A 26,245-nucleotide genomic window follows, 5' to 3' on the forward strand; every position below is an offset into this window, starting at 1 on the left:
ATGAACCGTAACAAAAAGGAACATTACTTTCTGTCCGAAGGTGGAGAAATGGGCAGTTTAATTCGTTCAGAAGACTGGAGCAAAACGTCTTTGGGAGATCCTGAGAAATGGCCTCAAAGCCTCAAAACCATGACAGCAATGATGCTTGGCAATCCTTTTGGGATGTATATTGCTTGGGGGAAAAATTATACGCAATTGTACAATGATGCTTTTCGTCCAATTTTAGGAGCAACGAAACATCCAGAAGCTTTGGGCGGAAGTTCTCAAAAAACATTCGCAGAAATATGGGATCAGATTGGCCCGATGTTCGCCGATGTGATGAAAGGAAATGCAGTTAGTTTTCCTGATTTTAAAGTTCCCCTGCATCGAAATGGATATATAGAAGATTGTTTTTTCGATTTTTCATACAGCCCGATAAAAATAGAAGATGGTTCTGTTGGCGGAATTTTAGTTACCGTTATTGAAACCACCGAAAAGAAAATTGTTGCCGATGCATTGCAAGAAAGTAATGCGCGTTTTGTCAATAATATTATGCAGGCTCCAGTAGCGATGTGTATTTTTAGAGGCAAAGATCATGTTGTTGAAATTGCCAACGAACAAATGATGCAACTTTGGCAAACAAAAGCCGAAGATATTATCAATCAGCCTATTTTTGAGGTTTTACCCGAATTGAAAAAACAAGGTCTTGGCGAAATTCTACAGAACATTTATATCGACGGAAAAAAAGTTACAACCGACGAAACCTTTGTGCAACTAACTCGTAACGGAAAAACTGAAAACACTTATATCAATTTTGTTTACGAAGCGCTAAGAGATTCTGACGGAACTATTTCTGGTGTTGTAGCAATTGCCACCGAAGTAACTGCTCAGGTTTTGGCTCGTTCTAAAGTCGAAGAAAGCGAACAAAAAATTAGACAATTGGTAGAAAACGCTCCTTTTCCGATAGCTGTTTATGTTGGAAAAGAAATGCGCATTGAACTTGCCAATGAATCGATTATAAATATCTGGGGAAAAGGTTCTGATGTAATAGGAAAAACGTACAAGGAAATCCTACCCGAATTACAAAATCAATCTATTTTTGAACAAGTTGCTACAGTATTTGAAACTGGGCAATCTTATCATTCTAGAAATTCACGTGTTGATATTGTAAAAGATAATGTATTGCAACCGTTCTATTTCAATTACAGTTTTACGCCTCTCTACGACACAAGTGGTAAAATTTATGCTGTAATGAATACAGCGGTAGAAATTACCGATTTATTCTTAGCAAAACAGAAAATTGAAGAAAGCGACAAACGTTTCCGAGATACAGTTCGACAAGCTCCAGTAGGAATTACAATTCTCCGTGGTCCAGATTATGTTGTCGAAATGGCAAATGAAGCGTATCTAAAAATTGTTGCTCGCGAAGAGAAGAGTTTTGTCGGAAGACCACTTTATGATTCACTTCCCGAAGTTAAAGAAACTGTTAGCGCATTATTAGACGGAGTTTTGAAAACTGGAATTCCTTTTAATGGATATGAAGTTCCTGTTCCAATTAATAGATACGGAAAAATTGAAATTTTTTATTTCGATTTTCTTTACCATCCATTAAAAGAAGAAGACGGAAGTATTTCTGGCATTTTGGTTACTGTAACTGAGGTTACGGATAAAGTTGAAGCTAGAAAGAAAATCGAACTTAATGAAGATCGTCTTAAAATTGTAGTTGAAGCAAGCGAATTAGGAACTTGGGAACTTAATGTAAAAACAAGAGCACCGATTTATTCTCAACGATATCTTGAAATTGTTGGCGGTTATACCGAAGAAGTTTCTTTAACTCATGAAGAATTATTGGCACATCTTCATCCAGATGATATGCATGTAAGAAATCAAGGTTTTAAAGATGCTTTAAATTCCGGTTTTCTAAATTACGAAGTTCGTGTAATTTGGAAAGATCAATCTATACATTGGATTGAAGGAAAAGGAAAAGTTTTTTACGATGAAAACAACGAACCTGAAAAACTAATTGGAACAATTAGAGATATTACCGAAGAGAAAAAGTATCAGCAAAAAATTGAAGAAAGCGCAAAAAAATTACGCAACCTCATCATGTACTCGCCTGTGCCGATAGCGATTTTGAAAGGAAATGATTTTGTTATCGAAATGGCAAATTATGTTCTTTTGGATAATATCTGGAAAAAACAGCAAAATGAAGTTGAAGGAAAAAATCTTTTAAAAATCTTTCCAGAACTTCAAAAACAGAAATACGGAAAATTATTAAAAAAAGTATACGAATCTGGCGAAGTTTATGCCGAATCTGAATCTTTGCTTTTGATTGAAAATGAAATCGGAAGTAATCAATTTTATGTTGACTTTGAATTTGCTCCGCTCCGCGAAAGCGATAATTCGATTTCAGGAATCAGAATGACGTTGATTGACGTTACGGAAAAAGCAGAAGCTCGTAAAAAAATTGAAGAAAGCGAAACAAGATTTCGTTCATTAACAGAAAGTATTCCGCAGTTAATTTGGGAAACTGATGCTGAAGGAAACGCCTTATTTACTTCTGGAAAATGGTTTGAATACACAGGCATAGAACCAGGTCTAGAAGGTTCTTGGGAAGCCATGATTCATCCTGATGATTTTGATGAAAATGTAAAAATCTGGCAGCACGCGCTTTCAACTGGAGAAATGTATCGATGTGATGTAAGAATGCGGAGAAAAGACGGCTCTTATAGATGGCACACTGTTATTGGAGAACCTGTTTTAGATCCAGATGAGAAAATCATAAAATGGGTTGGCGCTTTTACTGATATTCATACCGAAAAAGCTTTTACACAAGAATTAGAACAACAGGTTACAGCAAGAACAAGAGAATTAATTCAGATAAACGAATCGCTTAGAAAAAGTGAAGAACGTTATCATTTAATGGTCGAAGAGGTTCAGGAATATGCCATTTTATACCTAAGCGCACATGGAATTATTGAAAACTGGAATGCTGGTGCCGAAAAAATAAAAGGCTATAAAGCTGATGAAATTATCGGAAAATATTTTTCTATTTTTTACACCGAAGAAGATCAAAAAAGCAAACTTCCAGAAAAACTTTTACAGCTTGCCATAGAAAACGGAAAAGTAGTTCATGAAGGCTGGCGAAAACGAAAAGACGGAAGTAAATTTTGGGCAAGTGTTGTAATTACGGCTATACATAATAAACAAGATGAAATTATTGGTTTCTCTAAAGTGACACACGATTTAACGGAAAGAAAAAAAGCCGATGATACACTAAAAATTTACGCTCAGGAATTGGAGCAAAAAAACAATGAACTGGAAGAAATGAACAAAGAACTTCAGTCATTTGCTTATATTTCTAGTCATGATTTGCAGGAACCGCTTAGAAAAATACAAACTTTCGCCTCGCAGATTATGGACAAAGAATTTGATAACTTGTCTGAAAATGCAAAAGATAAATTTAGAAGAATGCAGAATGCGGCACAGCGAATGCAAACTTTAATTAATGATTTATTAGCTTATTCGAGAACAAATATTCAGGAACGTATTTTTGTAAAAACAGATCTTTCTCAAATCATAAAAGAAGTAAAAGAAGATTTAACAGAAGAATTAGAGCAAAAAAATGCTGTTATTGAGATCGAGAAAACTTGTAAAGTTGACATTATTCCATTTCAGTTCAAGCAATTATTATATAATTTGATTAGCAATTCATTAAAATTTTCTAATCCTGAAATTCCGATTGTAATTAAGATTAAAAGTGAAATTGCATTTGCAGAAGAATTCGACAACGAAAAACTGATTCCGACCAAAAAATATTGTCATATTCAGGTTTCAGATAATGGAATTGGTTTTGAATCTCAATACAACAAAAAGATATTCGAAGTTTTCCAGCGCCTACACGGAAGAGATCGTTACAACGGAACCGGAATCGGGTTGGCAATTGTAAAAAAGATCGTAGAAAACCATAACGGATTTATTACGGCTTCTGGCATATTAAATGAAGGTGCTACTTTTGACATTTATATTCCAGTAAATTAATTTCAATTAAAAAAGAATTAAAAAAAAACGGAAACTGCTTTTAGAGCTGTTTCCGTTTTCCATTTCAAAGCACATTGAAATTATCTCAAAACAATTTTTCTTATCTACTGTAAACTGTAATAGCTCCAGTTGTTTTATCTTTTAATTTTAATTCTTTGTTTGTCAGATTCATGATATCACTAGTTGTAGTAACACCATTAATTGTAAGAGTTAAATCATTATGAGATCTTACGTAAGTTCCAGTAGTTTCAACTAAAGCACAGTTTGAGCCGTTATAATCTCCGTAAACTGCTGCATTACTCAATCTAAGATCTAAATAATCTGTAGAACAGCCTGGTTGGTTTGCCGCAGCATCAACTAAAACTTCTTGTCCTCCAACAATAGATCCTGTTTGTCTAAGATTATATTTCCCTTGTAACGGAATAATTGTTTCTCCTTCATTATCATCATTGCTGCAAGATGTTGCAAAAAAACCGATGCTTAATAGTCCTAATAATATTGCTTTATTTTTCATGGTAGATTTTTTGTTTTATTTGTTATTAATTTTAATACTGCTAAATTAAATGTATAATCTTACAGAAAATTCCATGATTTTAGGATTATTTTACATAAATCGCATTTTAACTTTATTTTAATGACTTTTTCTTATAAAAAACAAATTGTTCGAATTATACTAAAAACTCTGTATTTTATAAATATTATAAATCACTTTTCATATTTAATTATTTGATAATAATCACTTTACAATAATTTCACATTAGTTTCGGTAATTTGAAATAAAACTAATCGTTATGAAATTATTCAACCTAAATTTTCTAGTATCATTCAAAGAATGGCTTTTTTTAAGAGCAATGCAATCTTCTTTCCTACATTAATAAACCATTTTAAATAAAGGAAAGTACAGATTGAATGAATAAAATTGAAAGCTCATTTTTGAACAAAAACCAATTTGGTGAAGATTTCTTGTGGGGTGTATCAACCGCCGCTTTCCAAATTGAAGGTGCACATGATTCTGACGGAAAAGGTTCTTCTATTTGGGATGTTTTTACGTCTCAAAAAGGAAAAATAAAAAACGGTCATCATGCCCTAACTGCCTGCGATTTCTATAATACTTATCAGGACGATATTAAACTAATTAACGAATTAAATATTCCGAATTTTAGATTTTCTATCAGCTGGCCTAGAATTATGCCAACGGGAATCCACCCAATAAATCAAGCAGGAATAGATTACTACAATAAAATTATAGATTCGCTACTTGCATCTGGAATCGAACCTTGGATTACGCTTTATCATTGGGATTTACCTCATGCGCTTGAAGTCAAAGGAGGTTGGACGAATCGTGAGTCTGTTAATTGGTTTGCCGAATATGTAGAAGTTTGTGTACAATACTTTGGTGATCGCGTAAAAAACTGGATGGTAATCAACGAACCCTCTGTTTTTACTGGCGCCGGTTATTTTTTAGGAATTCATGCGCCAGGCCGAAAAGGAATCACTAATTATTTAAAAGCCATGCACCATGTTACTCTTGCAACTGCCGCTGGTGCCAAAATAATTCGCGAACGCATTCCAAACGCCAACATCGGAACGACATTCTCTTGCACTCATATCGAACCTGCAACAGAAAGTGCCAAAGATCTTGAAGCCTCAAAACGTGTCGATACATTATTAAACAGAACTTTTATTGAGCCAATTTTAGGATTAGGTTATCCGCAGAAAGATCTTCCGGTTCTTAAAAAACTCAATAGCTATATTGCACCCGACGATTTGAATAATCTGGCTTTTGATTTTGACTTCATAGGTCTGCAATGTTATACTAGAGAAGTCGTAAAATCGTCTATTCTGACGCCTTATATTGGCGCAGAACTTGTAAGTGCCGAGAAACGGAATGTAATCGCAACCGAAATGGGTTGGGAAGTTTATCCGCCTGCTATTTATCATGTGCTGAAAAAGTTTAATGAATATAAAGGCATCAAAAAAATTATTATTACCGAAAACGGAGCCGCATTTCCAGATATTGTAAAAAATGGAAAAGTTCACGACATAAAACGAACACATTTTATTCAAGATAACTTGGAACAGATTTTAAAGGCAAAAAATGATGGCGTAAATGTCGACGGCTATTTTGTTTGGAGTCTGACTGATAATTTTGAATGGGCAGAAGGTTACAACGCCAGATTCGGATTAATTCATGTGGATTTTGAAACACAAAAAAGAACCATAAAAAATTCAGGATTTTGGTTTAAAGATTTTCTATCTTAAAAATCGAATATCTAAAATAAAAAAAGCCTTTTGCAATTTAATTGTGAAAGGCTTTTTTATTGAAATTCAAGCAACTTCTAATGAAGCCTGAATTTATATTGCTGTTTCAAAATTCCGATATGCACTTTTCCATTGTCTTTTAAATGAGCTGTTACCAGAACATATTTTTCTTCTGGATAATTTACAGTATAACTAAAAGTTGTATCCTTCGTTTTAACCTCAAATAAATGCTTTCCATCATCCGAAACTGGCAAAGCTAAGGTTTCATAAGTTGTTAATGCATTTGTGGCTTTTAAATTGAGATCTTGAATTTTCTTTTTATCCAGAAATACTTCCAGTTTTAAGTTGTCCAATTTCATATTGGTTGGCTGTTCAAATGAGACAACATACTTTTTACAGCCAAAAATGCATAAAATAATTCCAAAAAAGAGAAGCTTTTTCATAGCAAAATATTTTTAAAATGAATGCTTTTACAAACCAAACAAATTCATTTAATCTTTTATAAATATAAAAAAATATTACAAATCAATTGTCAATAAAAAGGCAAGTTTTATTGGCTTTAAAACCAATAATTTATAGATAAAAAAAGAGCAAAAAAAAGATAAAAAAAAACAGCTAATTTATTGATAAACACTAGGTTTATCAGATTTTTTTTCTTATCTTTATAGTGTAAATAAAAGTAAATATATGCCGAAAAACAAACTTTTTAAAAGCCAAAATTACACTTTAAAAAACCATTCTTTTAAGCATTTCATTTTTCAAAATGCTTCCGAATTTCATTTCAAAATTTTCCAATTCATTCTTATTTCTGCACAAAATATAAGCAGAAAAAAAACATCTGAGCAAACGCTCCAATTACAATCTTAATTATCGCGAAAAGATTTATTTTCTGAATCATTTTTTTTAGAAAATAAAGCTTTTAAATCAAACAAAAGATTTTCTTTCTGGGAACTTCTTTAGATTCTTCATGTTTATTATTCACCAAAATCATTTTTATATGCCATTATTTTTGACTTCTACACTTAGATTCTTTCTTGCAAATTCAATTTTTGTTCAATTCTGTATTATTTCTATATTTTTTAGCGTTTCGAAACCAACTTTTATCGGACTTTTTGCATCTATTAAAATAGAGATTAGTTTCAACTTCAATAACATTTAACAACCAAAATAAGATTTTCAATTTATTTTTCTGGGAATTCTTAGGAATCTCTGGGAAAAGCAGGAATTCTGGGAATCCCTTATAAACAAAGGCTTCAAAGTGCCTTTACTTTGCATCAGAAATTAGATCAAGTTTTGTCTGCAGACTTAAACAATATGTAAAACTAGTTCTAATTAAATTGTGAAAAACCGTAAGACCGAGTTTATTCGGGAAGTATAAATTACGTCTTACAGTTCTACACAACCACTTCCCTCAAAACAATTTGGTGTCGCCAAAATAAACTCTGGAACATTCCGGACAGCCACACCTATGTCTAATTTCTAAATTAAATCAAAATGAAAAAATTTACACTATTGTTCGCTTTTGCGTTATTGTTCACTATATTTTCTTGTACTCCTGATGAGTATGAGACTCAACCAACTAAAAAAATCGAAAAACCATTCGATCACTTAAAAGGTGAAGATTCTGGAACTCCAGGTCCTGGTGACGACCCAACCGCACCAATTAAACCTCCAGTAAAACCAGAGCCTCAATAAAAATTATATTTTTAGTATGGAATTAATTACTATTTTCGGGGAAAGTAAATTTATATGTTACGGTCCCCGTTTTTTTATTTTATTATCTTACTTTCTTTCTTTTCTTGCAAAGAAAAAAAAATTATTAATTCTAATACACAAGCGGTAAGTAAAGAAGCTGGTATTTTAAGAGATAAAGCCGATGAAAATTTTCAAAAACAAAACCTAAATATTGCTTTTTACGAGTTTAATAAATCTAAACTACTTTTTGAAACTGTAAAAGATAGTGCTAACATCTCCTACGTACTCATACAAATGGCTTCAATTCAACAAATTAATGGAGATTATTATGGAAGCAAAGAAACGGTGACAGAAGCATTACCATATGCTAAAAATAACAGAAATCATATCAGTTGTATAAATAGCAGATTGGGTATTGCTGATAAAGAACTTTCACTCTACAACGATGCCATTTTTTACTATAAAGAAACTATTAAATACTCCAATCCTGAAGAGAAACACTTACCTCTAAGTAATATTGCGGCTGTTTATATTCAACAAAAAAAATATGAAAAAGCGATTACCATTCTAGAATCCCTTTTGGCACAAAAATTTATAGATAATAAATCTAAAGCTACTTCTAAAGCTAGAATGCAAGATAACTTAGGTTATGCTTATTTCAAAAATGGTTCAGATGAAAAAGGTTTCCATTTAATGGATGAAAGCCTGCAATTACGAAAAGAAATTAAGGATAATTACGGAAGCATTGAAAGCTATTTGCATCTTGGCGATTATTATTCTAAAAAAGACCTTCAAAAATCAGATGAAAATGCTCTTGCGGCTTACAATGCTGCTACAAAACTTAATAGCGTTGATGAAAGATTAGAAGCATTGCAAATTTTAATTTCTAATAATCATAGTGCTCAAGATAGCAAATATGTAAAAAAGTTTTTTAGTTTAAACGACAGCATTATAAAAGTTAGAAATAACTTTAAAAATAAGTTCGCTAAAATAAAATACGATTCTAAAAAAGAAAAAGACGAAAACGAAAAGCTCCGTTTAGAAAAAGCAGAAAATCAGTTATCGTTGCAAAGAGCTAATTATATGCGTATTGTATTTGTAATTATTTTTGTTTTCTTGGTTATTTTAATTGCTATTTTAATTCGTTATTACAAAAATAAAAACAAGGCAATAGAATTAAAAACTTCTTACGATACCGAAACCCGAATTGCTAAAAAAATACATGACGAATTGGCAAACGATGTGTTTCAAGTAATTGCTTTTGCCGAATCGCAAACTTTAAGTACAGAAAACACAAAAGAAAATCTGCTTCAAAAACTGGATGATATTTACGGACGTGTAAGAGGAATTTCTAGAGAAAACAACAATATCGATACTGGAATAAATTTCACCAAAACTATAAAAGAAATGCTTTCAGCTTATAACACAGCCGAAAGAAACATTATGATAACCAATTTAGAGCAAATAAACTGGGAAGCTATTGATGAAATGAAGAAGATTACTATTAGTCGTATTTTACAGGAATTAATGGTAAATATGAAAAAACACAGTGGCGCCAATCTTGTTGTAATTAAATTTGAGAGCGATCAAAAATCAATCCTAATAAATTATATGGATAATGGTGTTGGTTGCGAAAAAAACACGATTGTTCAAAATGGTCTTCAAAACATGGCAAACCGAATTCTAGCCTTCAACGGAACTTTTGATATTGAAACCGCACCCGATAAAGGATTTAAAGTTAAAATAACAATGCCAGAACAGACGCAGATTAAAGCTTAGACTTTAAAACATAATAAATAAAAAGCCTTTCAGAATATCCCGAAAGGCTTTTCTCTTCAAAAACAATAAATATTATAACCTCTTCAGCTTATAATGTTTCGTTTAAAACGGTAACCGCCTCTTTCCAATTATTCACTCTTAGATGATGCGTTTTGTTCACATTATGAAATGCAGTAAACATTATTGGTTTCCCAATGCAATAATCCAAATTTTTACAATGATCGTCAATCAAATAATCGGTTTTGATTATTCTTTTGCTTCCGCATAAAACTATATTTTCCCATTTAATAAAAGGAAAATGTTCGCCTAACCAAGCTACTTTTTCCGCAAGCGAAAGAGGAAATTCTGTCGCAGCTGATACAATAAATATTTCGAAATTCTTTTGTAATTCTAGAACACTTTTAACGGCATCGTCCATCACAGGCAATGTTCTGAAAAAATTATCTTTATTTAAAACATCAAACATTAATTTTCTGTCTTTAAAAGCTTCTTCTTCACTTAATCCCTGAATACTTTCTTTTGTTAAACTCGTTCCGTACGCTTTGTTGTAATGATTTATTAGCTGTGATTCTACATCAGCCAACACACCATCCATATCGATTGCAATTGTTTTCTTTTCCATCGTAATTATATTTTGCTGCTAAAATACGCAAAAACAGCATTAAATTGCAAATTATTACAATATTTTATTTATTTTTGCAATATAAAACCGCAAAAAAAAATGAAGAAAGAAGAGCGCCAGAAAACGATTTTAGAATATTTATCAAAAGAACATCGTGTAACTTCAGTAGAATTAAGTGAATATCTGAGTGTTTCTGAAGACACTATAAGACGTGATTTGAAAGAACTTTCAGATCAAGGACTTTTAAAAGCGGTACGTGGCGGTGCGGTTGCTCCTTCCCCAATTCCGTTGCATTATAGAAAGAGAGAAAAACACGATCTTGAAAATAAAAAGATTATTGCAGAAAAAGCGATTTCTTATCTCAAAGATGGACAAGTCGTATTTATTGATGGCGGAACAACTTCTTTGGCTTTGGTAGCCAGTTTTCCACATGATTTAAAACTGACTGTTATTACTAATAGTTTTCCCGTTGCAGTTTTGGCAGAAGATTTACCAAATATCGAATTGATTTTTGCTGGAGGAAGAATGTGCAAAACGTCTTTTGCAACTTCGAGTATTGAAACGATTGATTTTTTTAGGAATTTCAGAGCAGACGTCTTCATTTTAGGAATTTGCAGTATTCATCATGAACGTGGCATTACGGGAATTTTATACGACGATTCTATGCTGAAAAAAAATATGATTCAGAACTCGAACTTTGTTATCGCCTTAAGTTCTATCGAAAAAGTTGAAACTGCTGAATCTTATTTTGTCTGCCCAATAAAAGACATCAATGTTTTGGTAACCAATGCTTCTCCAGAAGATGAAATTTTAAAACCTTATAAAGAAAAAGGAATTACTGTTTTGTAATAAAAAAAGCCTTTCAGGATTTTGAACATGTCCCAAAAGCCTTTTAATTATTTTTAAAATCATATAATTAAGATAGAAACTAAATTTAGTTTTCAGCCAAAGTATTCATTAAAGGTCTCAGGTCATAAAACATTTGTCTTGTATCTTCACCTTTGTCATTCTCAGAAAGGAATTTAAACCCAAGTTTTTCATAAAACCCTAGTGATTTGTCGTAAGCATCTACAGTTAGCAACTGACAAGCGCATTTACTGTTTTGCTCTAATGCCAAATCAATAACAAAATTCACTAAAGCCTTGCCAATTCCTTTTCTATCCTTTTTTGTGGTTTCACAAACAGCTAACCGACCAATTTTAATGGCTGGAAATTGTCTTAAATGTCTTTTACGATGACTTAATATTTCTTTTATCCATCTTTTAAAAGCACTTTTAGATGCGAATTGATTTTCTTGAACTGCTAAAGCATCATTATATATACTTAGATATGCAATAGTTTTTTCTTCGCTTTCAAGAATATACGTAGTTGCTAATAAATCTTGTTTATAAGGAATTGCTTTATCATTTAGAAAACCATTCAAATCATTGTCACCACATTCAAAAGGTTTAATTTGTGTAGTGGAATGTAATTCGAAAAATGAAAATCCAGTAAAAGGCATTAATTAACTTTTAAAAGTTCTTTTAGTTTATTCGCATCAACGCGAATTGCTTTTAAAGAGTCTGTGCTAACTTTTTTATCTCTATTTAAATCAATAGTTTTATAAAAGTCAACCGCTTCTTTTCCTTTTAAAATTGGAGTATTTTTAATTGGCTTGGCCATTGTTTTTATTTTTTTAAATAGATATTTTATTTTTCAAAAGTACAAACAAAAAACATACTCGCAATACTTTTAATTATTTTTTAAAAATATTCTTACATTAAAATTTAAAAAGCCTTTCAGGATTTTACTCCCAAAAGGCTTTTTCACTACAAATTAACAGGCAAATTTTATTTCCATCCGCCGCCCAAGTCTCTGTAAACATGTACAGCAGCATTCAATTGCTCTTTTTTAGTATCTACTAATTCTAATTTTGCTTCTAATGCATCTCTTTGTGTCATTAAAACTTCAAAATAATCTACTCTTGCCGATTTAAATAAATCGTTAGAAACATCAATAGAAGTATTTAACGCATCAACTTGCTTCGATTTTAAATCATAACCTTTCTGTAAGTTATCAATCTTAGACAATTGATTTGACACTTCTAAATAAGCATTTAAAACCGTACGGTCATAATTGTATAATGCCTGAAGCTGTCTTGCGTTTGCACTTGCAAATTCTGCTTTAATTGCATTTCTATTAATCAACGGCGCAACAAGATCTCCAGCTAATGAATATAGAAGAGATTCTGGCATTGTAAACAAGTAAGATGGCTTAAATGCATTTACTCCAATTGCAGCAGAAATATCTAACGAAGGATAAAACTCTGCACGAGCTACTTTTACGTCTAATTTTGCTGCTACTAATTCTAATTCAGCTTGTTTTACATCTGGACGATTTTCTAACAATTGAGATGGAATTCCAGAAGTTACAACAGCTGGCAATAAGCTTAAGAAATTATTGTTGTTCGTTCTTTTAATTTCTTGAGGATATCTACCCAACAAAAAGTTGATTTTGTTTTCGGTCTCTTTGATTTGTTGTAGAATATCAAATTCCAAACTTTGAGAAGTTAAAACTTCTGCTTCAAATTTCTTAACTCCCAATTCAGTTGCTCTTGCCGCTTGTTTTTGAGCTTTTACAATTTCTAAAGCGTTAGTTTGCAATTTGATTGTTTGTTTTACAATATCCAATTGATTATCTAAAGCCATTAATTCGTAATAAGAATCGGCAACTTCTGCGATGAGGTTTGTAATTACGAAATTTTTCCCTTCAACAGTAGCCAAATATCTGTTTAAAGCCGCTTTTTTAGAATTGCGTAGTTTTTTCCAGATATCAACTTCCCAATTCGCGTAAGCAGAAATGGTAAAATCTCCAAGCGGATCTGGCATTTCTTTACCTGGTTTAATTTCTGTAGAAGCATCACCAGCACCTTGGCTTGTATATCTACCTACTTTTTCTACTCCTGCGCCTGCGCGAACGCCAACTGTTGGCAACAAAAGCCCTTTTCTAACTCGAATATCATTCTTTGCAATTTCAATTTCTTGTAAAGTGATATTTAATTCCTGATTATTTTTAAGAGCAATATCTATTAAATCTACTAGATTCTGATCTTTAAAGTAATCTTTCCAGTTTAACGCTGCCGTATTATTGTTTGCATCTTGAGTCTGACCCATTCCAAACGATTCTGGAACTGGTGCAGATGGCGTTATTGCTGCCTCAGGTGCAGGGGTTTTACACCCTGCAACTGTAAGACATACAGCCAATGCAATACTATATTGATATGTTTTGAATTTATACATGATTGTTGTCAATTTCTTCTGTTAATGGATTTTCTTCTTCATGTTTCACCAATTTGTATCGTTCTGCAATTTTGGCAAAAATGTAATACAATCCCGGAATTACGAATACTCCACAAATAGTTCCTATAAGCATACCTCCAGCTGCTGCTGTACCAATTGTTCTGTTACCAATTTTACCTGGACCATTTGCAAAAACCAGCGGAATTAATCCGGCGATAAAAGCAAACGAAGTCATCAAAATAGGACGAAACCTCGCTTTTGCACCTTCCATTGCAGATTCTAAAACAGATCTTCCTGCTGCGTGTCTTTGTATCGCAAATTCTACAATCAATACGGCATTTTTACCTAATAATCCGATAAGCATTACCATGGCAACTTGCGCGTAAATATTGTTTTCTAATCCTGCTATTTTTAATAAAAGGAATGCTCCAAAAATACCTGCTGGCAAAGAGAAAATTACAGACAACGGTAAAATGAAACTTTCGTATTGCGCTGCTAAAACTAAGTACACAAATCCTAAACAGATTAAGAATACCCAAATAGCTTGATTACCTTGCGCTACCTCATCGGCAGAAATACCTGCCCAGTCAATATCATATCCTCTTGGTAATTTTTTTGCTGCAATTTCCTGAATTACTTTAATCGCTGTACCAGAACTGTAACCCGCTGCTGGCGAACCACTAATTTGCGTTGAGGTATACATGTTATGTCTTGTGATTTCTGAAAGTCCGTATACTTTTTCTAATCTCATAAAAGCAGAATAAGGAACCATTTCATCACGATCATTTTTCACATATAATTTCAAGATATCATCTGGCTGTGCACGATATTCTGGTGAAGCTTGAACGATTACTTTATAGTTGATTCCGAATTTAATAAAACTAATTTCGTAATTACTACCAACCAGAGTTGACAAAGTATTCATCGCATTTTCGATAGAAACTCCTTTTTGCTGTGCCAAATCGTTGTCTACTTTCATCATATATTGAGGGAAACTAGAGCTGTAGAAACTAAACACGTTAGATAATTCTGGCTGTTTATTTAATTCAGCAACAAAATCATTATTTACCTGTTCCATTCTCTTATAGTCTCCAGAACCTGTTTTATCTAATAAACGAAGCTCAAATCCTCCAGCAGCGCCATATCCTGGTACAGCAGGCGGTTGGAAAAATTCGATATTCGCTCCTGTAATATCTTTACATTTTTCCTCCATTTCATGCATAATCTCCACAACAGATTCTTTTCTGTCGTTCCAGTCCTTAAGGTTCACCAAACACGTTCCTGAGTTTGCTCCCGTACCTTCAGAAAGAATCTCGTAACCTGCCAATGACGAAACTGATTTTACGCCATCAATTTCTTCTGCAATTTTCTGAACTCTCTCTGCAATATTATTCGTTCTTTCTAAAGAAGAACCTGGAGGTGTCTGAATAACAGCATAAAACATTCCCTGATCCTCATTCGGAATAAATCCAGAAGGAACATTACTGCTTATAATCCAAGTTCCAGCACAAAAAACAAGAAGCGCCACAACAGTAACTACTCTTCTGTTTACGATTTTGCCCAATAAATTTTGATATTTACCTTGCGCTAAATTGAATTTTTCGTTAAAAGCATCAATAAATCTGTTAGCTGGTGTTGGCTTTTTAGGTTGTCCGTGATTGTTTTTTAGCATCATTGCACAAAGTGCCGGTGTTAAAGTTAATGCCACAATACCAGAAAGAATAATCGCAGTTGCCATTGTTACAGAGAACTGTCTGTAGAAAACTCCCACAGGACCAGACATAAACGCAACCGGAATAAATACTGCCGCCATAAGAAAGGTAATTGCAATAATTGCCCCCGCGATTTCATGCATTGCTTTCTTAGTTGCTTTGAATGGCGACAGATGTTCTTCTTCCATCTTGGCGTGAACGGCCTCGATAACTACAATCGCGTCATCGACGACGACCCCAATGGCTAATACTAAAGCAAACAATGTAATTAAATTCAACGAAATATCGAAAAATGTCATAAATACAAATGTTCCTACCAATGAAACTGGAACCGCAATTGCTGGAATAACCGTAGAACGCCAATCTCCTAAGAAAAGGAAAACCACTAAACCTACCAGAATAAATGCTTCAACAAGCGTGTGAATTACTTTTTCGATAGAAGCATCAAGGAATTTAGAAACGTCATACGAAATTTCATAATCCATTCCTTTTGGAAATCTCTGTTTGATTTTTTCCAGTTTTGCTTTTACTTCTTCAATAACCTGATTTGCGTTACTTCCAAAAGATTGCTTCAATACGATTGCCGCAGATGGTCTTCCATTCAAATTAGAATAGATATCGTACATCGAACTTCCAAATTCAACTTTCGCAACATCTTTCAATCTTAAAAGCTCTCCGTTTGGATTTGCTTTTACAACAATATTCTCATATTGCTCTTTTGTAGTAAAACGACCAGAATATTTCAATACATACTCGAATGCTTGCGAACGTTTACCAGAACTTTCTCCTGTTTTTCCTGGAGAAGCTTCCAAACTCTGACTTGATAATGCTTCCATAATCTCATCAGCAGAAATTTTATAAGCCAACATACGATCTGGTTTCAACCAAATACGCATTGCATATTCACGTGTTCCTAAGATATCTCCAGAACCAATACCATTTACCCTTTTCAATTCAGAAAGTACGTTAATATCGGCATAGTTGTATAAGAACTTCATGTCGGTATTTTTGTCTGTACTGTAAAGATTCACGTACATCAACATACTTGGCACTTCTCGAGTAATCTTAATACCTTCTCTAATTACCAAAGGTGGAAGTTTATTAGTAACCGAAGCCACACGATTCTGAACGTTTACCGCAGCTTGATTAGGATCTGTTCCTAAATTAAAAACCACTTTAATTGTAGCTTCACCATCGTTTCCGGCATCAGAAGCCATATATTTCATTCCTGGAACACCGTTTAAAGCTCTTTCCAAAGGAATAACAACCGCCTTAACCATCAATTCACCGTTAGATCCAGGATAATCTGCTGTAACATTCACCATTGGAGGTGAAATTGTAGGGAATTGTGTAATTGGTAAATTCAATACCGACAAAACCCCTAAAAAGACAATTATCAGCGATATTACAATCGACAGAACAGGTCTTTGAATAAATTTATTAAACATTTGTATATTTTTTAAATGATTAAACTTATTGAAGTTTAAAATGTTTCAGGTTTCAGGTTTCAAGTTTCAGGTTCAGTATATAACTTGAAACCTGAAACTTGAAACTATTAAAACAAAAAACTATTCTGCTTTTAAACGTAAATGATTGATAACCTCTTTTGGAGATTGGTAATCATATTTGATTTTATCGTTTTCTTTTACTTTCTGAACTCCTTCTAATAAAATTCTATCATTTTCAGAAATACCACTTTTAATTACATATAAATCAGGAATTTCTCCAGTAATAGTAATTTCTCTTGAACTTACTTTATCGTCTTTTCCTACTACGAAAACATACTTTTTATCTTGAATTTCGTAAGTTGCTTTTTGTGGAATCACAATAGCATTTTTCAACGGAACATTCATTTGAACTTGTCCAGTTTCTCCGTTTCTAAGCAGTTTTCCAGAATTTGGGAATCTTGCTCTAAAAGCGATATTTCCAGTTTCGTTATTGAATTCACTTTCTATAACTTCAACATTTCCTTTTTCTTTAAAAATGTCTCCATTAGCCAAAACCAAATTCACTTTATTGTCAGCACGATCTTTAATATTCGTTTCATAACTAATATATTCTGGCTCAGAAACATTGAAATAAGCAAACATCTGGCTGTTGTCTGAAAGACTTGTCAATAATTCGCCTTCATCAATTAAACTTCCTAATTTTAACGGAATTCTATCGATTGTTCCGTCAAAAGGAGCTCTAATTTCGGTAAATGATAAATGAAGTTTTGCTAATGACACTTCTGCTCTTGCCGATTGTAGTTTAGCTTGAGCAACACTTAATTCGTTTTTAGAAACGATATTTTTATCTGCCAACAATTTTGAATTCTGCAATTCGATTTCAGCCGATTTTTGTTCTGCCTGCGCTTTAAGCAATTCAGACTGATACATGTTTGGCATAATTTTAAACAACAGTTGTCCTTTTTTCACAAACTGTCCTTCATCAACATAAATATTTTGTAGAAAACCTTTTTCTTGTGCGCGCAGTTCGATATTACGCACAGATTTTATTTGTGAAACATATTCTTTTGTGAATGAAGTATCGATTTTAACCGGATTAGTAACCGTAAATTTTTCAACTTCTTCTTTTTCTTCTTTTTTAGATGTACAACTAGTCAAGCACACCAAGGCAATTAAGCCTGAGAGAACAATGATTTTTTTCATGATTTAGTTTGGAAATTAAGCTTATGAATGCTTTGGAATAAAAATTCCTTTTGGATGTTAAAATGCATCAGTCGGCCGTAGTCCAGACCTTAAAAGTCATATAAGCGGAAGTAGAAAAAATATACAACAGCAAGATACGCAGAGATCAAAACTCAGGTAACCGATGTATACTTTAAAATCAAATTCTTAATACTTGTTGAGTAATGTATAAAGGATTTGAATGCCCAAAGAAAGGCGTAGAAATTTTAAAACGATTGGAATCTTTTGCAGCAGATTGATCTGAAAGAGCCAGATACAATTCATCTACTAAGCTGTAAGAAGCAGCAAAAATTTTATTCGTAAGTCCATCAACATCATCATTTCCTAGAAGATCTTCTTCAAGATCAATATCAGTAGCATCTTCAATGGTAGAAGATCCACGTTCATGATTCGTAAACTTTACTCGATGTTTCTTTTCAAGATTATGGTGTTGAGGTAAGCCAAAAGTATTTGCATTAAGATATTGGCCTCCGCCGAACAGAAGCATATTCATGAATACTAAAAATACTATTAACTTTCTCATTTGGGTGCGAAAGTAATAAAAGATTGTAATAAAAAAAATAAAATAAGAAAGTCTTAACATTGAATATCAAACGAAAACGTTTTCTATCGAAATAAAACGAAACGAATCATTTAAAAACCTTAACAACAACACACAGTACTAAAAATCAACAACTTACAAAACCTTTTCCATAACTATAAATTCTTGTCCAGCTTTAGTAAAAACATTCTCCGTATCGTTCATACCAAACTTTTCGTAAAATTTTTTCTTTTCCTTTCTGGCATTGCACCAAATTTTTTTAAGCTTTTTTTCTTGAGCTAATGCAAAAATGTACTTTAATAATTGAGATGCGATTCCTTTTCCTTGATAAGAATCTAAAGTTGCTAATTTTCTAAATTGCATTTCTTCATTCGAAATAAAACAAGAAACAATAGAAATCAATTTGTCATTTTCGAAAACACCATAATGAAGACCAAAATTATCTTCTTCCAATTGTACAAATTCAAAAGGCTGATCTGGCCACATCACTTCATGTCTAATCTGCCAAGTGTCTGATGCCTCAATTGCTTTAATTTCCATTTGTAATTGATTTCAAGTTTTTCTTCAAAAATAAATCATTTATTACTAATTAGAAAAGCCAAACATTTATTCAAAATTTAAATAAAAAAGGGAATCAACTGATTCCCTTTTTTTACATTTTAACGTAATAACTTTCTTCGTTATCACTTTTTATTTTTTCAATTCCATCTTCTGTTTTTACCGCAACATTTATTACATGTAAAACATCAGCTTTATCATTAACGCTACAATTCCAGATTGTTCCGTCAGAAAGTATTATTTCTGAAAATAAAGAAGCAGCGCCATTTGCATCATTATAAATTAAATCTTCTTTCTTTAGAAGTTTTTTTTCCTTTGTTTTTTTATTCATAGAATAAAAAACAATTTCATTTTCAGAAATTTCAACAATCTCATCAAAATCAGATTGTTGATTTACATTTGATGAAGCCGTAGCCCAAACTGGACGATTTCCTGATTTTTTCCAGGTTCCGATAGCGTTATCCAGAATTTCTTTTCTTAAAACTTCTCGTAACGTATCTACTTTTTTAATAGCTTCCTGACCAATTTCGTTTTCAGGTTTAATTTTTGCAACTAAAGAAAACAAGTCGATAGCTTTTACAAAATCTGATTTTTTATAATAAGAAACGGCCAAATCATATTTGGATTTTTGAAATGCATCTTTTTGATTAGTCTGTGCAAAACACTGAAGAGTAATCAAAAAAACAAGTAGGGGAAAAGTCTTTTTCATTATTTTTTAGTAGGTTTATTTATTATGCAAACATACTTTTTTTTTAAAACATTTGTACGGTTTTCCTCATTTTTTAAATGCTTATTTTTGTAATAAAAACAAAAAAGTCTCTTTTTCATTAGAAAAGAGACTTTTTACGAGAGTATTTTTTAAAATTATTATTTAATATGCAAAATATTATTTTCTGGAGTTGCATCCATAAAAATGCCTCCGTCAAGTTCTATATGATTGATTTTCTTTGTGCTTTTTAAAATAATTTTTGCTGTTTTTTGATTCTTTTCCCAAATCGCTGGCGTTTGATGAATTGTTGCTTTTGAATTGTCGGCATATGTAATAACAACATCGAAAGGAATTGCAAAACCACCAATATTTTCTATAGTAATAACTTTTTTATCTGTAGAAATTCCTTTTATTCCAAGATCTAAATAGTTATTGGTAAAAAACCAGTTGTTGAAAAACCAATTTAGATTTTTCCCTGTTGCGGTATTAAACGAATTAAAATAATCCCACGGAATTGGGTGTTTTCCGTTCCAAGTATCCATGTAATAATGCAATGCTTTTTTGAACAAATCATCTCCCAACAAATCTTTTAAAGCCAAATACGAAAGAGAAGCTTTTCCGTAGGAATTATTTCCGTATCCTGCTCCAGAAACTTGTGTAGACATCGAAATAATAGGCTGATCTTGTTCTGTAGATCGATCTGAAATATATCTTTTCACCCTAAAATCTTTATAAAACTTATCTGCAGCTTCTTTTCCATGCTCTGCAATTCCGATTAAATATTCGAAAGTCGTTGCCCAACCTTCGTCCATAAAAGCGTAACGTGTTTCATTAATTCCCATGTAAAAAGGAAAATAAGTATGCGCCACTTCATGATCTTGAACTAATTGTGCAAAAACTGGATCTCCCATCTGCGAATCGTTACACATCATTGGATATTCCATATCTGCAAAACCTTGAAAAGCAGTCATTTTTGAAAATGGATACGGAACCCCCGGCCAATTGTTAGAAAACCAATCTAATGCGTATTGATTGTTTTTTACCGAATTTACGAAATCTGTTCCTGTAACATTGTAAGCCGCCTGAACGCTTGCACGACGATTTGTTTTCTTGTCTACAATAACACTGCTTGCATCCCATAAATAATGATCGCTTAAACCGAAACAAACGTCTGAGATATTTTTGGCTTCAAATTTCCAAACATTCCAATCGTATTGTTTGGTTACGATATCGCTTTTCATTTCTTGTTCGTTGGCAATATGCAGAATTTCATCTGTTGTGTATGATTTTTTTAAACGTGAAGCGAATTCTGGCTGTAAAACCTCATCTGGATTTAATAAATCTCCTGTTGCATAAACGACATAATTTCTAGGCGCTTTTACAGAAAAAACATAATCATTAAAATCATTATAAAATTCTTGACGGTCTGTATGAGGCAATTTATCCCAACCATTATAATCATCATAAACCGACACACGAGGATAACTGTAAGCTACAAAAAAAGTGGTTTCGTCAATCTGTCCTTCTCTCCCGCTCTCTTTCGATAACGGATAATTCCATTCTATGTTTAAAGTAATTTTAGAATGAGGTAAAATTGCTTTTTTCAATTTCACAGTTCCAACAGTTCCCCATTTTCTGGCATTTTCTTTATAAACTTCATTTTCTATTTTTAATGAAGTAATTGTCAATCCGTCGCTTAAGAAGTCGTCGCTTACTTCACTTCCACGAGGTGAAGAAGGTTTGTGAAGATTATTTACAAAACGAATAGCTATACTTTTCAATGTGTCTTTACTATTATTTTCGTAAATAATGGTTTCAATTCCGCTTACTAATCTCGTTTTCGGATCAACTGAGATTTCCATGTTATATTTTCCGCGATTCTGCCAATAGTTTTTTCCAGGTTTTCCATCTTTAGAACGCGTTCCGTTTGCGTAAGCCTCTTTTATATTACGTGGCATGTAAAGATCCTGTGCAAAGGTATTTTGAGTAAAAAGAACAAATGCGAGTACTGCAAATTGCAATAATTTCTTTTCCATAAGTAGCTCTTAGGTATTTTAAATTAGTTTTTGATATCGTATTAGTGGATTTTTTTTTACGAATGTTACAAATTTAGTTATTAATTATTAATTGTGAATTGTAAATTGTTAATGATGAAATGCGAAATGTGAGATGTTAGAACTTAGATAAAAGACGAAACAGACAAGAAGCAAGAGACAAGATGAAAAATTTAGAAAGTTTCGGTATTAATATAAGTCTTTTCTCTTGCTTCTTGCATCTTTCTACTCTCTTCAAAAAAAACTTAGAACCTCAGCACCTTATAACCTTAGTATCTTAAAAAGAAAAAACCGCCCGCTACAAAAAGTAACAGACGGCATCTACAATTAATATATAACTTGAATTATTATAAAATATAATCGGTATTGATAAAATTAGATTCTTTACTGTTTAGCAATTCTTGCAGAATCTGATTATTATAATCGATATCTTTTGAAGCTACAAACGTACGGATAGAGAAAGAACGTAAAGCATCTGGAATACTTAAAGTTCCTACAGCCGAATCTTTTCTTCCTGTAAATGGGAAAGCGTCTGGCCCTCTTTGGCAAGAACTGTTTAGGTTTACTCTACAAACTAAATTCACCAAAGCATCAATAAGTGGAGCAAGAGTTTTAATGTCTTTTCCAAACAAACTTACTTGCTGTCCGTAGTTTGATTCTGCCATATCTTTCAAAGGTTCTCTAATATCTTTGAACGAAAGAACCGGAACAACTGGTCCGAATTGTTCTTCATGATACACTCGCATGTCTTTATTTACTGGATATAAAACGGCTGGAAAAATATAATTATCCGTATGTTTTCCTCCTTTTTCATTAATGATTTTTGCACCTTTAGAAGTGGCATCATCAATTAAACCTTGAATATAACTTGGTTTTTCAGTTTCTGGAAGCGGCGTTAAAGAAACTCCTTTTTCCCATGGATTTCCGAAAACTAAACCATCTACTTTTTCAGCAAAACGTTTATTGAATTCTTCTCTAATAGATTCGTGAACATATAATACTTTTAAAGCTGTACAACGTTGTCCGTTGAAAGACAAACTTCCTGTAATACATTCTTGGATAGCCAAATCTAAATCGGCATCTGGAAGAATAATTGCTGGATTTTTAGCTTCTAAACCTAAAATCAAACGCAATCTGTTTTTATTTGGATGCTGATCTTGTAACGCAATTGCCGATTTACTGTTTCCGATTAATGCTAAAACATCAATTTTTCCAGATTTCATAATCGGAGAAGCCACTTCTCTTCCTCTGCCATAAACAATATTGATAACCCCTTTTGGGAAACTGCTTCTAAAAGCTTCTAATAATGGTGAAATACATAAAACACCATGTTTAGCAGGTTTGAAGATTACGGTATTTCCCATAATCAAAGCCGGAATCAGTAATGAGAAAGTTTCGTTTAAAGGATAATTGTAAGGTCCAAGACACAAAACAACACCAAGAGGTCCGCGGCGAATCATCGCGTTTACACCTTGCACTTTTTCAAAATGCGAACTGCGTCCGTTTAATTCTTTATAACTAGCAATAGTATCATAAATATATTCTACCGTTCTGTCGAATTCTTTTTGTGAGTCTCCAAGATTTTTTCCAATTTCCCACATCAAAAGTTTTACAACTTCTTCGCGGGTTTCTTTCATTTGTCTCACAAAATTCTCCATGCTTTTTATACGATCGGCAACTTTCATAGTTGGCCATAAACCTTGCCCCATATCGTATGCATTGGTAGCAGCTTCAACAACTTCTGCTGCTTCTTTTTCTGCCATAAAAGGAATAGATCCTAATAAAGTTGGAGAATACTTTTCTGTCGAAGAAATAGTAGAAAACACAGGTGTGGTTTGCCCTGTCCATTGTTTCAACTCTCCGTTTACAAGATAAGTATCTTGGTTTATCAGCGTAGTAATCTGATATTCTTCTGGAATAAAACTCATAATTTGGTTATTTTAAGGTCTGGTAATTTATTTTCAAAAGAAAAAAGAGGCTTTTGTATGCCTCTTCTTCTTTTATGGTTGTACTGTTTCGCCTTCCCAATCCAGGATTCCTCCAAGCAGATTGTAAGCGTTTTGTATACCCAATTCGTTCATAACTTGGCATGCTTTTGCACTTCTTGCTCCAGAACGACAGTATACGTAATAGTTTTTATTTTTATCTAATTCTTCAATTTCATAAATAAAACCTTGTCCTTTATTGATATCAATGTTCAGAGCATTCTCAATGTAGCCATCATTAAATTCGTCTTCAGTTCTTACGTCAAGTATTACTGCATTTTCGTCAGCGTTTAACTGAGCAACCCAATCTTCTTGTGATAAATTCATAATAAAATGTGTTTTTGTAAAATTACGACGTTTCTATATATAAAAAACGTACCAAATGCGATTTCGATTATTATTCTCAGAAAACGTTTTAGAGAAACAATTATAATCAGTGAATTACAAATTTAGTTACTATTTTTAAAAATTCAGTCCACAAAATCGATAGAAAATAGGATTTTTTCATTTACATAAAATTGATATTAAATCTAATTTTCTGATAATTAATCCCATTTCAATCTATTATCTTTGCAACAAATTATAGCTTTTGATTTCTTTTTGATAAAATACTCTGCCACGAATTACACAAATTTCCACAAATTGATTTGAGTAATTCATGGCTAAAAAATAAAGTCCATGCAAAATTCATTAAAAAACATTTTTCCAAACTTCTCCAACGAACTTATCGAAACCATAGAAAAAAATGGAACACTTCAGGATTTTGAAGCGGGAACTATTTTAATGCGCACGGGACAGTATATTAAAAACACGGCTTTAATTACCAAAGGTAAAATCAAAATTTATCGAGAAGGAGAAGATGGCGGCGAATTTTTATTGTATTATTTACAGCCAGGTCAAGCTTGCGCAATTTCGATGATTTGCACAGTTAAAAGCGAGAAAAGTCAGATTATGGCAAAAGTGGTCGAAGATGTTTCAGTAATGATGATTCCGCTGCAATCAATGGACAAATGGATGATGGAGCACAGATCTTGGTACGAATTCGTAATTGAAACCTACAGAAGTCGTTTTGAAGAAGTTCTGGAAGTGGTTGATAATATTGCTTTCCGCTCTATGGACGAAAGGTTGGAATTTTATTTAAAAAGACATTCTGATGCCTGCGGTTGTTCTGAAGTAAATCTTTCGCATCAGGAAATTGCAACCGAACTGAATACTTCTCGTGAAGTTGTTTCTAGATTATTAAAAAAAATGGAACAACGCGGTTTGGTCAAACTCAACCGAAATCAGATTGAGTTATTAAACACGAATTTCACGAATTAACACGAAGTTTTTTTATTGAACCATTAAGATATTAAGAGAATTAAGTTTTTATTTTCTTTCACTTAATGTTACTGAAGATAATTAAGCGCTCCTACTTAATTAACTTAATATCTTAATGGTAAAATTTATTTCGATTCTGTGATAAATGTTACTGTAGGTTTCTAATTTCCGAAGCAACTTTGCATTAAAATAAATGCAATGGAATATTTAGGCTTTTTTGCTGCTATCATAATCGGAATTTCACTTGGCTTAATTGGCGGAGGCGGTTCTATTTTAACTATTCCAATTTTAGTTTATTTATTTAAAGTAAATCCAGATCAGGCAACTTCTTATTCTCTATTTATTGTTGGACTTACTGCTTTATTTGGAAGTTACAGCCATTATAAAATGGGAAATCTGAAATTGAAATCGGCTTTGTATTTCGCCATTCCTTCAATTATTTCGATTTTAATAATTCGCGAAGTAATTTTTCCTCAAATTGCAAAAACCTTATTCTGCATCGCCTCTTATTCGGTTTCAAAAGATTTTCTAATTATGATAATCTTTTCTGTATTGATGATTACTGCGGCAATTTCGATGATTAAAAAAAATCAGCCTGAAATAAAAAATACCGAAACGAATTATTTACAGTTAAGTTTTATTGGATTTTTGGTCGGAATTGTAACGGGTTTTCTAGGCGCCGGCGGTGGATTTTTAATTATTCCAGCCTTGCTTTTTTTCGCCAACTTACCTATGAAACAAGCCGTTGGAACTTCATTATTAATTATTACAATTAATTCTTCAATAGGTTTTGCGGGCGATTTATACATCGGAACGCCAATCGATTACACTTTTTTATTAAGCGTTTCTGCAATGGCTTTAATCGGAATGCTGATCGGAAGTCAGCTTTCTAAAAAAATAGACGGAACAAAACTAAAACCTCTTTTTGGCTGGTTTGTTCTCGTTATGGGATTTTATATAATTACTAAAGAAGTTTTGTTTTAGAATAAACGCATCACACTGGTCGTGCAGATCTTTGTA

Annotated in this window: 21 protein-coding genes; 7 read left to right on the forward strand and 14 right to left on the reverse strand. The window is 32.7% G+C overall.

The features are described 5' to 3' along the window. Complete coding sequence (locus tag NYQ10_RS21520) at positions 1-4,020, forward strand: PAS domain S-box protein (protein WP_289878178.1); 4,020 nt, start codon at positions 1-3, stop codon at positions 4,018-4,020. 100 nt (positions 4,021-4,120) lie between these two features. On the opposite strand, the gene NYQ10_RS21525 is transcribed toward NYQ10_RS21520, so the two are convergent. Beyond that, positions 4,121-4,534: a lipocalin family protein gene (locus tag NYQ10_RS21525; protein ID WP_289878179.1), complete on the reverse strand. Its 414-nt coding sequence runs from the start codon at positions 4,532-4,534 to the stop codon at positions 4,121-4,123. A 395-nt stretch (positions 4,535-4,929) separates the two neighbouring features. On the opposite strand from NYQ10_RS21525, the gene NYQ10_RS21530 reads away from it, so the two are divergent. Continuing rightward, the gene (locus NYQ10_RS21530; protein ID WP_289878180.1) at positions 4,930-6,282 is read left to right on the forward strand and encodes a GH1 family beta-glucosidase; all 1,353 of its coding nucleotides are present in this window, start codon (positions 4,930-4,932) and stop codon (positions 6,280-6,282) included. A 77-nt stretch (positions 6,283-6,359) separates the two neighbouring features. On the opposite strand, the gene NYQ10_RS21535 is transcribed toward NYQ10_RS21530, so the two are convergent. Beyond that, positions 6,360-6,725 carry a hypothetical protein gene (locus tag NYQ10_RS21535; RefSeq protein WP_289878181.1) on the reverse strand — a complete coding sequence of 122 codons (366 nt, stop codon included), beginning with the start codon at positions 6,723-6,725 and terminating at the stop codon, positions 6,360-6,362. A 1,051-nt stretch (positions 6,726-7,776) separates the two neighbouring features. Here NYQ10_RS21535 and NYQ10_RS21540 point away from each other — a divergent pair. Both NYQ10_RS21540 and NYQ10_RS21545 read left to right on the forward strand, forming a co-directional pair. Further along, on the forward strand, positions 7,777-7,977 hold the full coding sequence (locus NYQ10_RS21540; RefSeq protein WP_289878182.1) for a hypothetical protein: 201 nt from the start codon (positions 7,777-7,779) through the stop codon (positions 7,975-7,977). 294 nt (positions 7,978-8,271) lie between these two features. Continuing rightward, positions 8,272-9,756 (forward strand): tetratricopeptide repeat-containing sensor histidine kinase, encoded by a 1,485-nt coding sequence (locus NYQ10_RS21545; RefSeq protein WP_354669344.1) that lies wholly within the window; start codon positions 8,272-8,274, stop codon positions 9,754-9,756. A gap of 88 nt (positions 9,757-9,844) precedes the next feature. Here NYQ10_RS21545 and NYQ10_RS21550 read toward each other — a convergent pair whose 3' ends face one another. Then, positions 9,845-10,378, reverse strand: coding sequence for a 5' nucleotidase, NT5C type (locus NYQ10_RS21550; RefSeq protein ID WP_289878184.1), 534 nt, complete (start codon positions 10,376-10,378; stop codon positions 9,845-9,847). 99 nt (positions 10,379-10,477) lie between these two features. On the opposite strand from NYQ10_RS21550, the gene NYQ10_RS21555 reads away from it, so the two are divergent. Next, positions 10,478-11,227: a DeoR/GlpR family DNA-binding transcription regulator gene (locus NYQ10_RS21555; protein ID WP_289878185.1), complete on the forward strand. Its 750-nt coding sequence runs from the start codon at positions 10,478-10,480 to the stop codon at positions 11,225-11,227. A gap of 85 nt (positions 11,228-11,312) precedes the next feature. On the opposite strand, the gene NYQ10_RS21560 is transcribed toward NYQ10_RS21555, so the two are convergent. The 11 genes from NYQ10_RS21560 to NYQ10_RS21610 form a co-directional block, all read right to left on the reverse strand. Next, positions 11,313-11,879 (reverse strand): GNAT family N-acetyltransferase, encoded by a 567-nt coding sequence (locus NYQ10_RS21560; protein ID WP_289878186.1) that lies wholly within the window; start codon positions 11,877-11,879, stop codon positions 11,313-11,315. Beyond that, complete coding sequence (locus NYQ10_RS21565; RefSeq protein ID WP_289878187.1) at positions 11,879-12,040, reverse strand: hypothetical protein; 162 nt, start codon at positions 12,038-12,040, stop codon at positions 11,879-11,881. The genes NYQ10_RS21560 and NYQ10_RS21565 overlap by 1 nt, the downstream gene beginning before the upstream one ends. Before the next feature lie 167 nt (positions 12,041-12,207). Then, positions 12,208-13,656, reverse strand: a complete 1,449-nt coding sequence (locus NYQ10_RS21570) for a TolC family protein (protein ID WP_289878188.1) — start codon at positions 13,654-13,656, stop codon at positions 12,208-12,210. Beyond that, positions 13,649-16,816, reverse strand: a complete 3,168-nt coding sequence (locus tag NYQ10_RS21575) for an efflux RND transporter permease subunit (RefSeq protein WP_289878189.1) — start codon at positions 16,814-16,816, stop codon at positions 13,649-13,651. The genes NYQ10_RS21570 and NYQ10_RS21575 overlap by 8 nt, the downstream gene beginning before the upstream one ends. 120 nt (positions 16,817-16,936) lie before the next feature. Next, positions 16,937-18,019, reverse strand: a complete 1,083-nt coding sequence (locus NYQ10_RS21580; RefSeq protein ID WP_276172576.1) for an efflux RND transporter periplasmic adaptor subunit — start codon at positions 18,017-18,019, stop codon at positions 16,937-16,939. Positions 18,020-18,197: 178 nt separating this feature from the next. Next, positions 18,198-18,581, reverse strand: coding sequence for a hypothetical protein (locus NYQ10_RS21585; protein ID WP_289878190.1), 384 nt, complete (start codon positions 18,579-18,581; stop codon positions 18,198-18,200). Positions 18,582-18,734: 153 nt separating this feature from the next. Further along, positions 18,735-19,139 carry a GNAT family N-acetyltransferase gene (locus tag NYQ10_RS21590; protein ID WP_289878191.1) on the reverse strand — a complete coding sequence of 135 codons (405 nt, stop codon included), beginning with the start codon at positions 19,137-19,139 and terminating at the stop codon, positions 18,735-18,737. Positions 19,140-19,251: 112 nt separating this feature from the next. After that, on the reverse strand, positions 19,252-19,866 hold the full coding sequence (locus NYQ10_RS21595; protein ID WP_289878192.1) for a hypothetical protein: 615 nt from the start codon (positions 19,864-19,866) through the stop codon (positions 19,252-19,254). Between the two features lie 158 nt (positions 19,867-20,024). Continuing rightward, positions 20,025-21,902 (reverse strand): M1 family metallopeptidase, encoded by a 1,878-nt coding sequence (locus NYQ10_RS21600; RefSeq protein WP_289878193.1) that lies wholly within the window; start codon positions 21,900-21,902, stop codon positions 20,025-20,027. Between the two features lie 365 nt (positions 21,903-22,267). Then, positions 22,268-23,848, reverse strand: a complete 1,581-nt coding sequence (locus tag NYQ10_RS21605; protein WP_289878194.1) for an NADP-dependent glyceraldehyde-3-phosphate dehydrogenase — start codon at positions 23,846-23,848, stop codon at positions 22,268-22,270. Between the two features lie 72 nt (positions 23,849-23,920). Further along, positions 23,921-24,232, reverse strand: a complete 312-nt coding sequence (locus tag NYQ10_RS21610) for a rhodanese-like domain-containing protein (protein ID WP_229349347.1) — start codon at positions 24,230-24,232, stop codon at positions 23,921-23,923. Positions 24,233-24,583: 351 nt separating this feature from the next. Between NYQ10_RS21610 and NYQ10_RS21615 the strand changes: the two genes are divergently transcribed. Both NYQ10_RS21615 and NYQ10_RS21620 read left to right on the forward strand, forming a co-directional pair. Next, positions 24,584-25,225 (forward strand): Crp/Fnr family transcriptional regulator, encoded by a 642-nt coding sequence (locus tag NYQ10_RS21615; protein ID WP_289878195.1) that lies wholly within the window; start codon positions 24,584-24,586, stop codon positions 25,223-25,225. 198 nt (positions 25,226-25,423) lie between these two features. Beyond that, on the forward strand, positions 25,424-26,209 hold the full coding sequence (locus NYQ10_RS21620; protein WP_289878196.1) for a sulfite exporter TauE/SafE family protein: 786 nt from the start codon (positions 25,424-25,426) through the stop codon (positions 26,207-26,209). Positions 26,210-26,245: the final 36 nt, after the last annotated feature.

Origin of the sequence: Flavobacterium johnsoniae (assembly GCF_030388325.1) — a bacterium.
Taxonomy (GTDB): domain Bacteria; phylum Bacteroidota; class Bacteroidia; order Flavobacteriales; family Flavobacteriaceae; genus Flavobacterium; species Flavobacterium johnsoniae_C.

Excerpts from the sequence above, each read along its gene's own strand:
- NYQ10_RS21520 (WP_289878178.1), top strand. The coding sequence starts at position 1 with ATGAACCGTAACAAAAAGGAACATTACTTTCTGTCCGAAGGTGGAGAA.
- NYQ10_RS21525 (WP_289878179.1), bottom strand. The coding sequence starts at position 4,534 with ATGAAAAATAAAGCAATATTATTAGGACTATTAAGCATCGGTTTTTTT.
- NYQ10_RS21530 (WP_289878180.1), top strand. The coding sequence starts at position 4,930 with ATGAATAAAATTGAAAGCTCATTTTTGAACAAAAACCAATTTGGTGAA.
- NYQ10_RS21535 (WP_289878181.1), bottom strand. The coding sequence starts at position 6,725 with ATGAAAAAGCTTCTCTTTTTTGGAATTATTTTATGCATTTTTGGCTGT.
- NYQ10_RS21540 (WP_289878182.1), top strand. The coding sequence starts at position 7,777 with ATGAAAAAATTTACACTATTGTTCGCTTTTGCGTTATTGTTCACTATA.
- NYQ10_RS21545 (WP_354669344.1), top strand. The coding sequence starts at position 8,272 with ATGGCTTCAATTCAACAAATTAATGGAGATTATTATGGAAGCAAAGAA.
- NYQ10_RS21550 (WP_289878184.1), bottom strand. The coding sequence starts at position 10,378 with ATGGAAAAGAAAACAATTGCAATCGATATGGATGGTGTGTTGGCTGAT.
- NYQ10_RS21555 (WP_289878185.1), top strand. The coding sequence starts at position 10,478 with ATGAAGAAAGAAGAGCGCCAGAAAACGATTTTAGAATATTTATCAAAA.
- NYQ10_RS21560 (WP_289878186.1), bottom strand. The coding sequence starts at position 11,879 with ATGCCTTTTACTGGATTTTCATTTTTCGAATTACATTCCACTACACAA.
- NYQ10_RS21565 (WP_289878187.1), bottom strand. The coding sequence starts at position 12,040 with ATGGCCAAGCCAATTAAAAATACTCCAATTTTAAAAGGAAAAGAAGCG.
- NYQ10_RS21570 (WP_289878188.1), bottom strand. The coding sequence starts at position 13,656 with ATGTATAAATTCAAAACATATCAATATAGTATTGCATTGGCTGTATGT.
- NYQ10_RS21575 (WP_289878189.1), bottom strand. The coding sequence starts at position 16,816 with ATGTTTAATAAATTTATTCAAAGACCTGTTCTGTCGATTGTAATATCG.
- NYQ10_RS21580 (WP_276172576.1), bottom strand. The coding sequence starts at position 18,019 with ATGAAAAAAATCATTGTTCTCTCAGGCTTAATTGCCTTGGTGTGCTTG.
- NYQ10_RS21585 (WP_289878190.1), bottom strand. The coding sequence starts at position 18,581 with ATGAGAAAGTTAATAGTATTTTTAGTATTCATGAATATGCTTCTGTTC.
- NYQ10_RS21590 (WP_289878191.1), bottom strand. The coding sequence starts at position 19,139 with ATGGAAATTAAAGCAATTGAGGCATCAGACACTTGGCAGATTAGACAT.
- NYQ10_RS21595 (WP_289878192.1), bottom strand. The coding sequence starts at position 19,866 with ATGAAAAAGACTTTTCCCCTACTTGTTTTTTTGATTACTCTTCAGTGT.
- NYQ10_RS21600 (WP_289878193.1), bottom strand. The coding sequence starts at position 21,902 with ATGGAAAAGAAATTATTGCAATTTGCAGTACTCGCATTTGTTCTTTTT.
- NYQ10_RS21605 (WP_289878194.1), bottom strand. The coding sequence starts at position 23,848 with ATGAGTTTTATTCCAGAAGAATATCAGATTACTACGCTGATAAACCAA.
- NYQ10_RS21610 (WP_229349347.1), bottom strand. The coding sequence starts at position 24,232 with ATGAATTTATCACAAGAAGATTGGGTTGCTCAGTTAAACGCTGACGAA.
- NYQ10_RS21615 (WP_289878195.1), top strand. The coding sequence starts at position 24,584 with ATGCAAAATTCATTAAAAAACATTTTTCCAAACTTCTCCAACGAACTT.
- NYQ10_RS21620 (WP_289878196.1), top strand. The coding sequence starts at position 25,424 with ATGGAATATTTAGGCTTTTTTGCTGCTATCATAATCGGAATTTCACTT.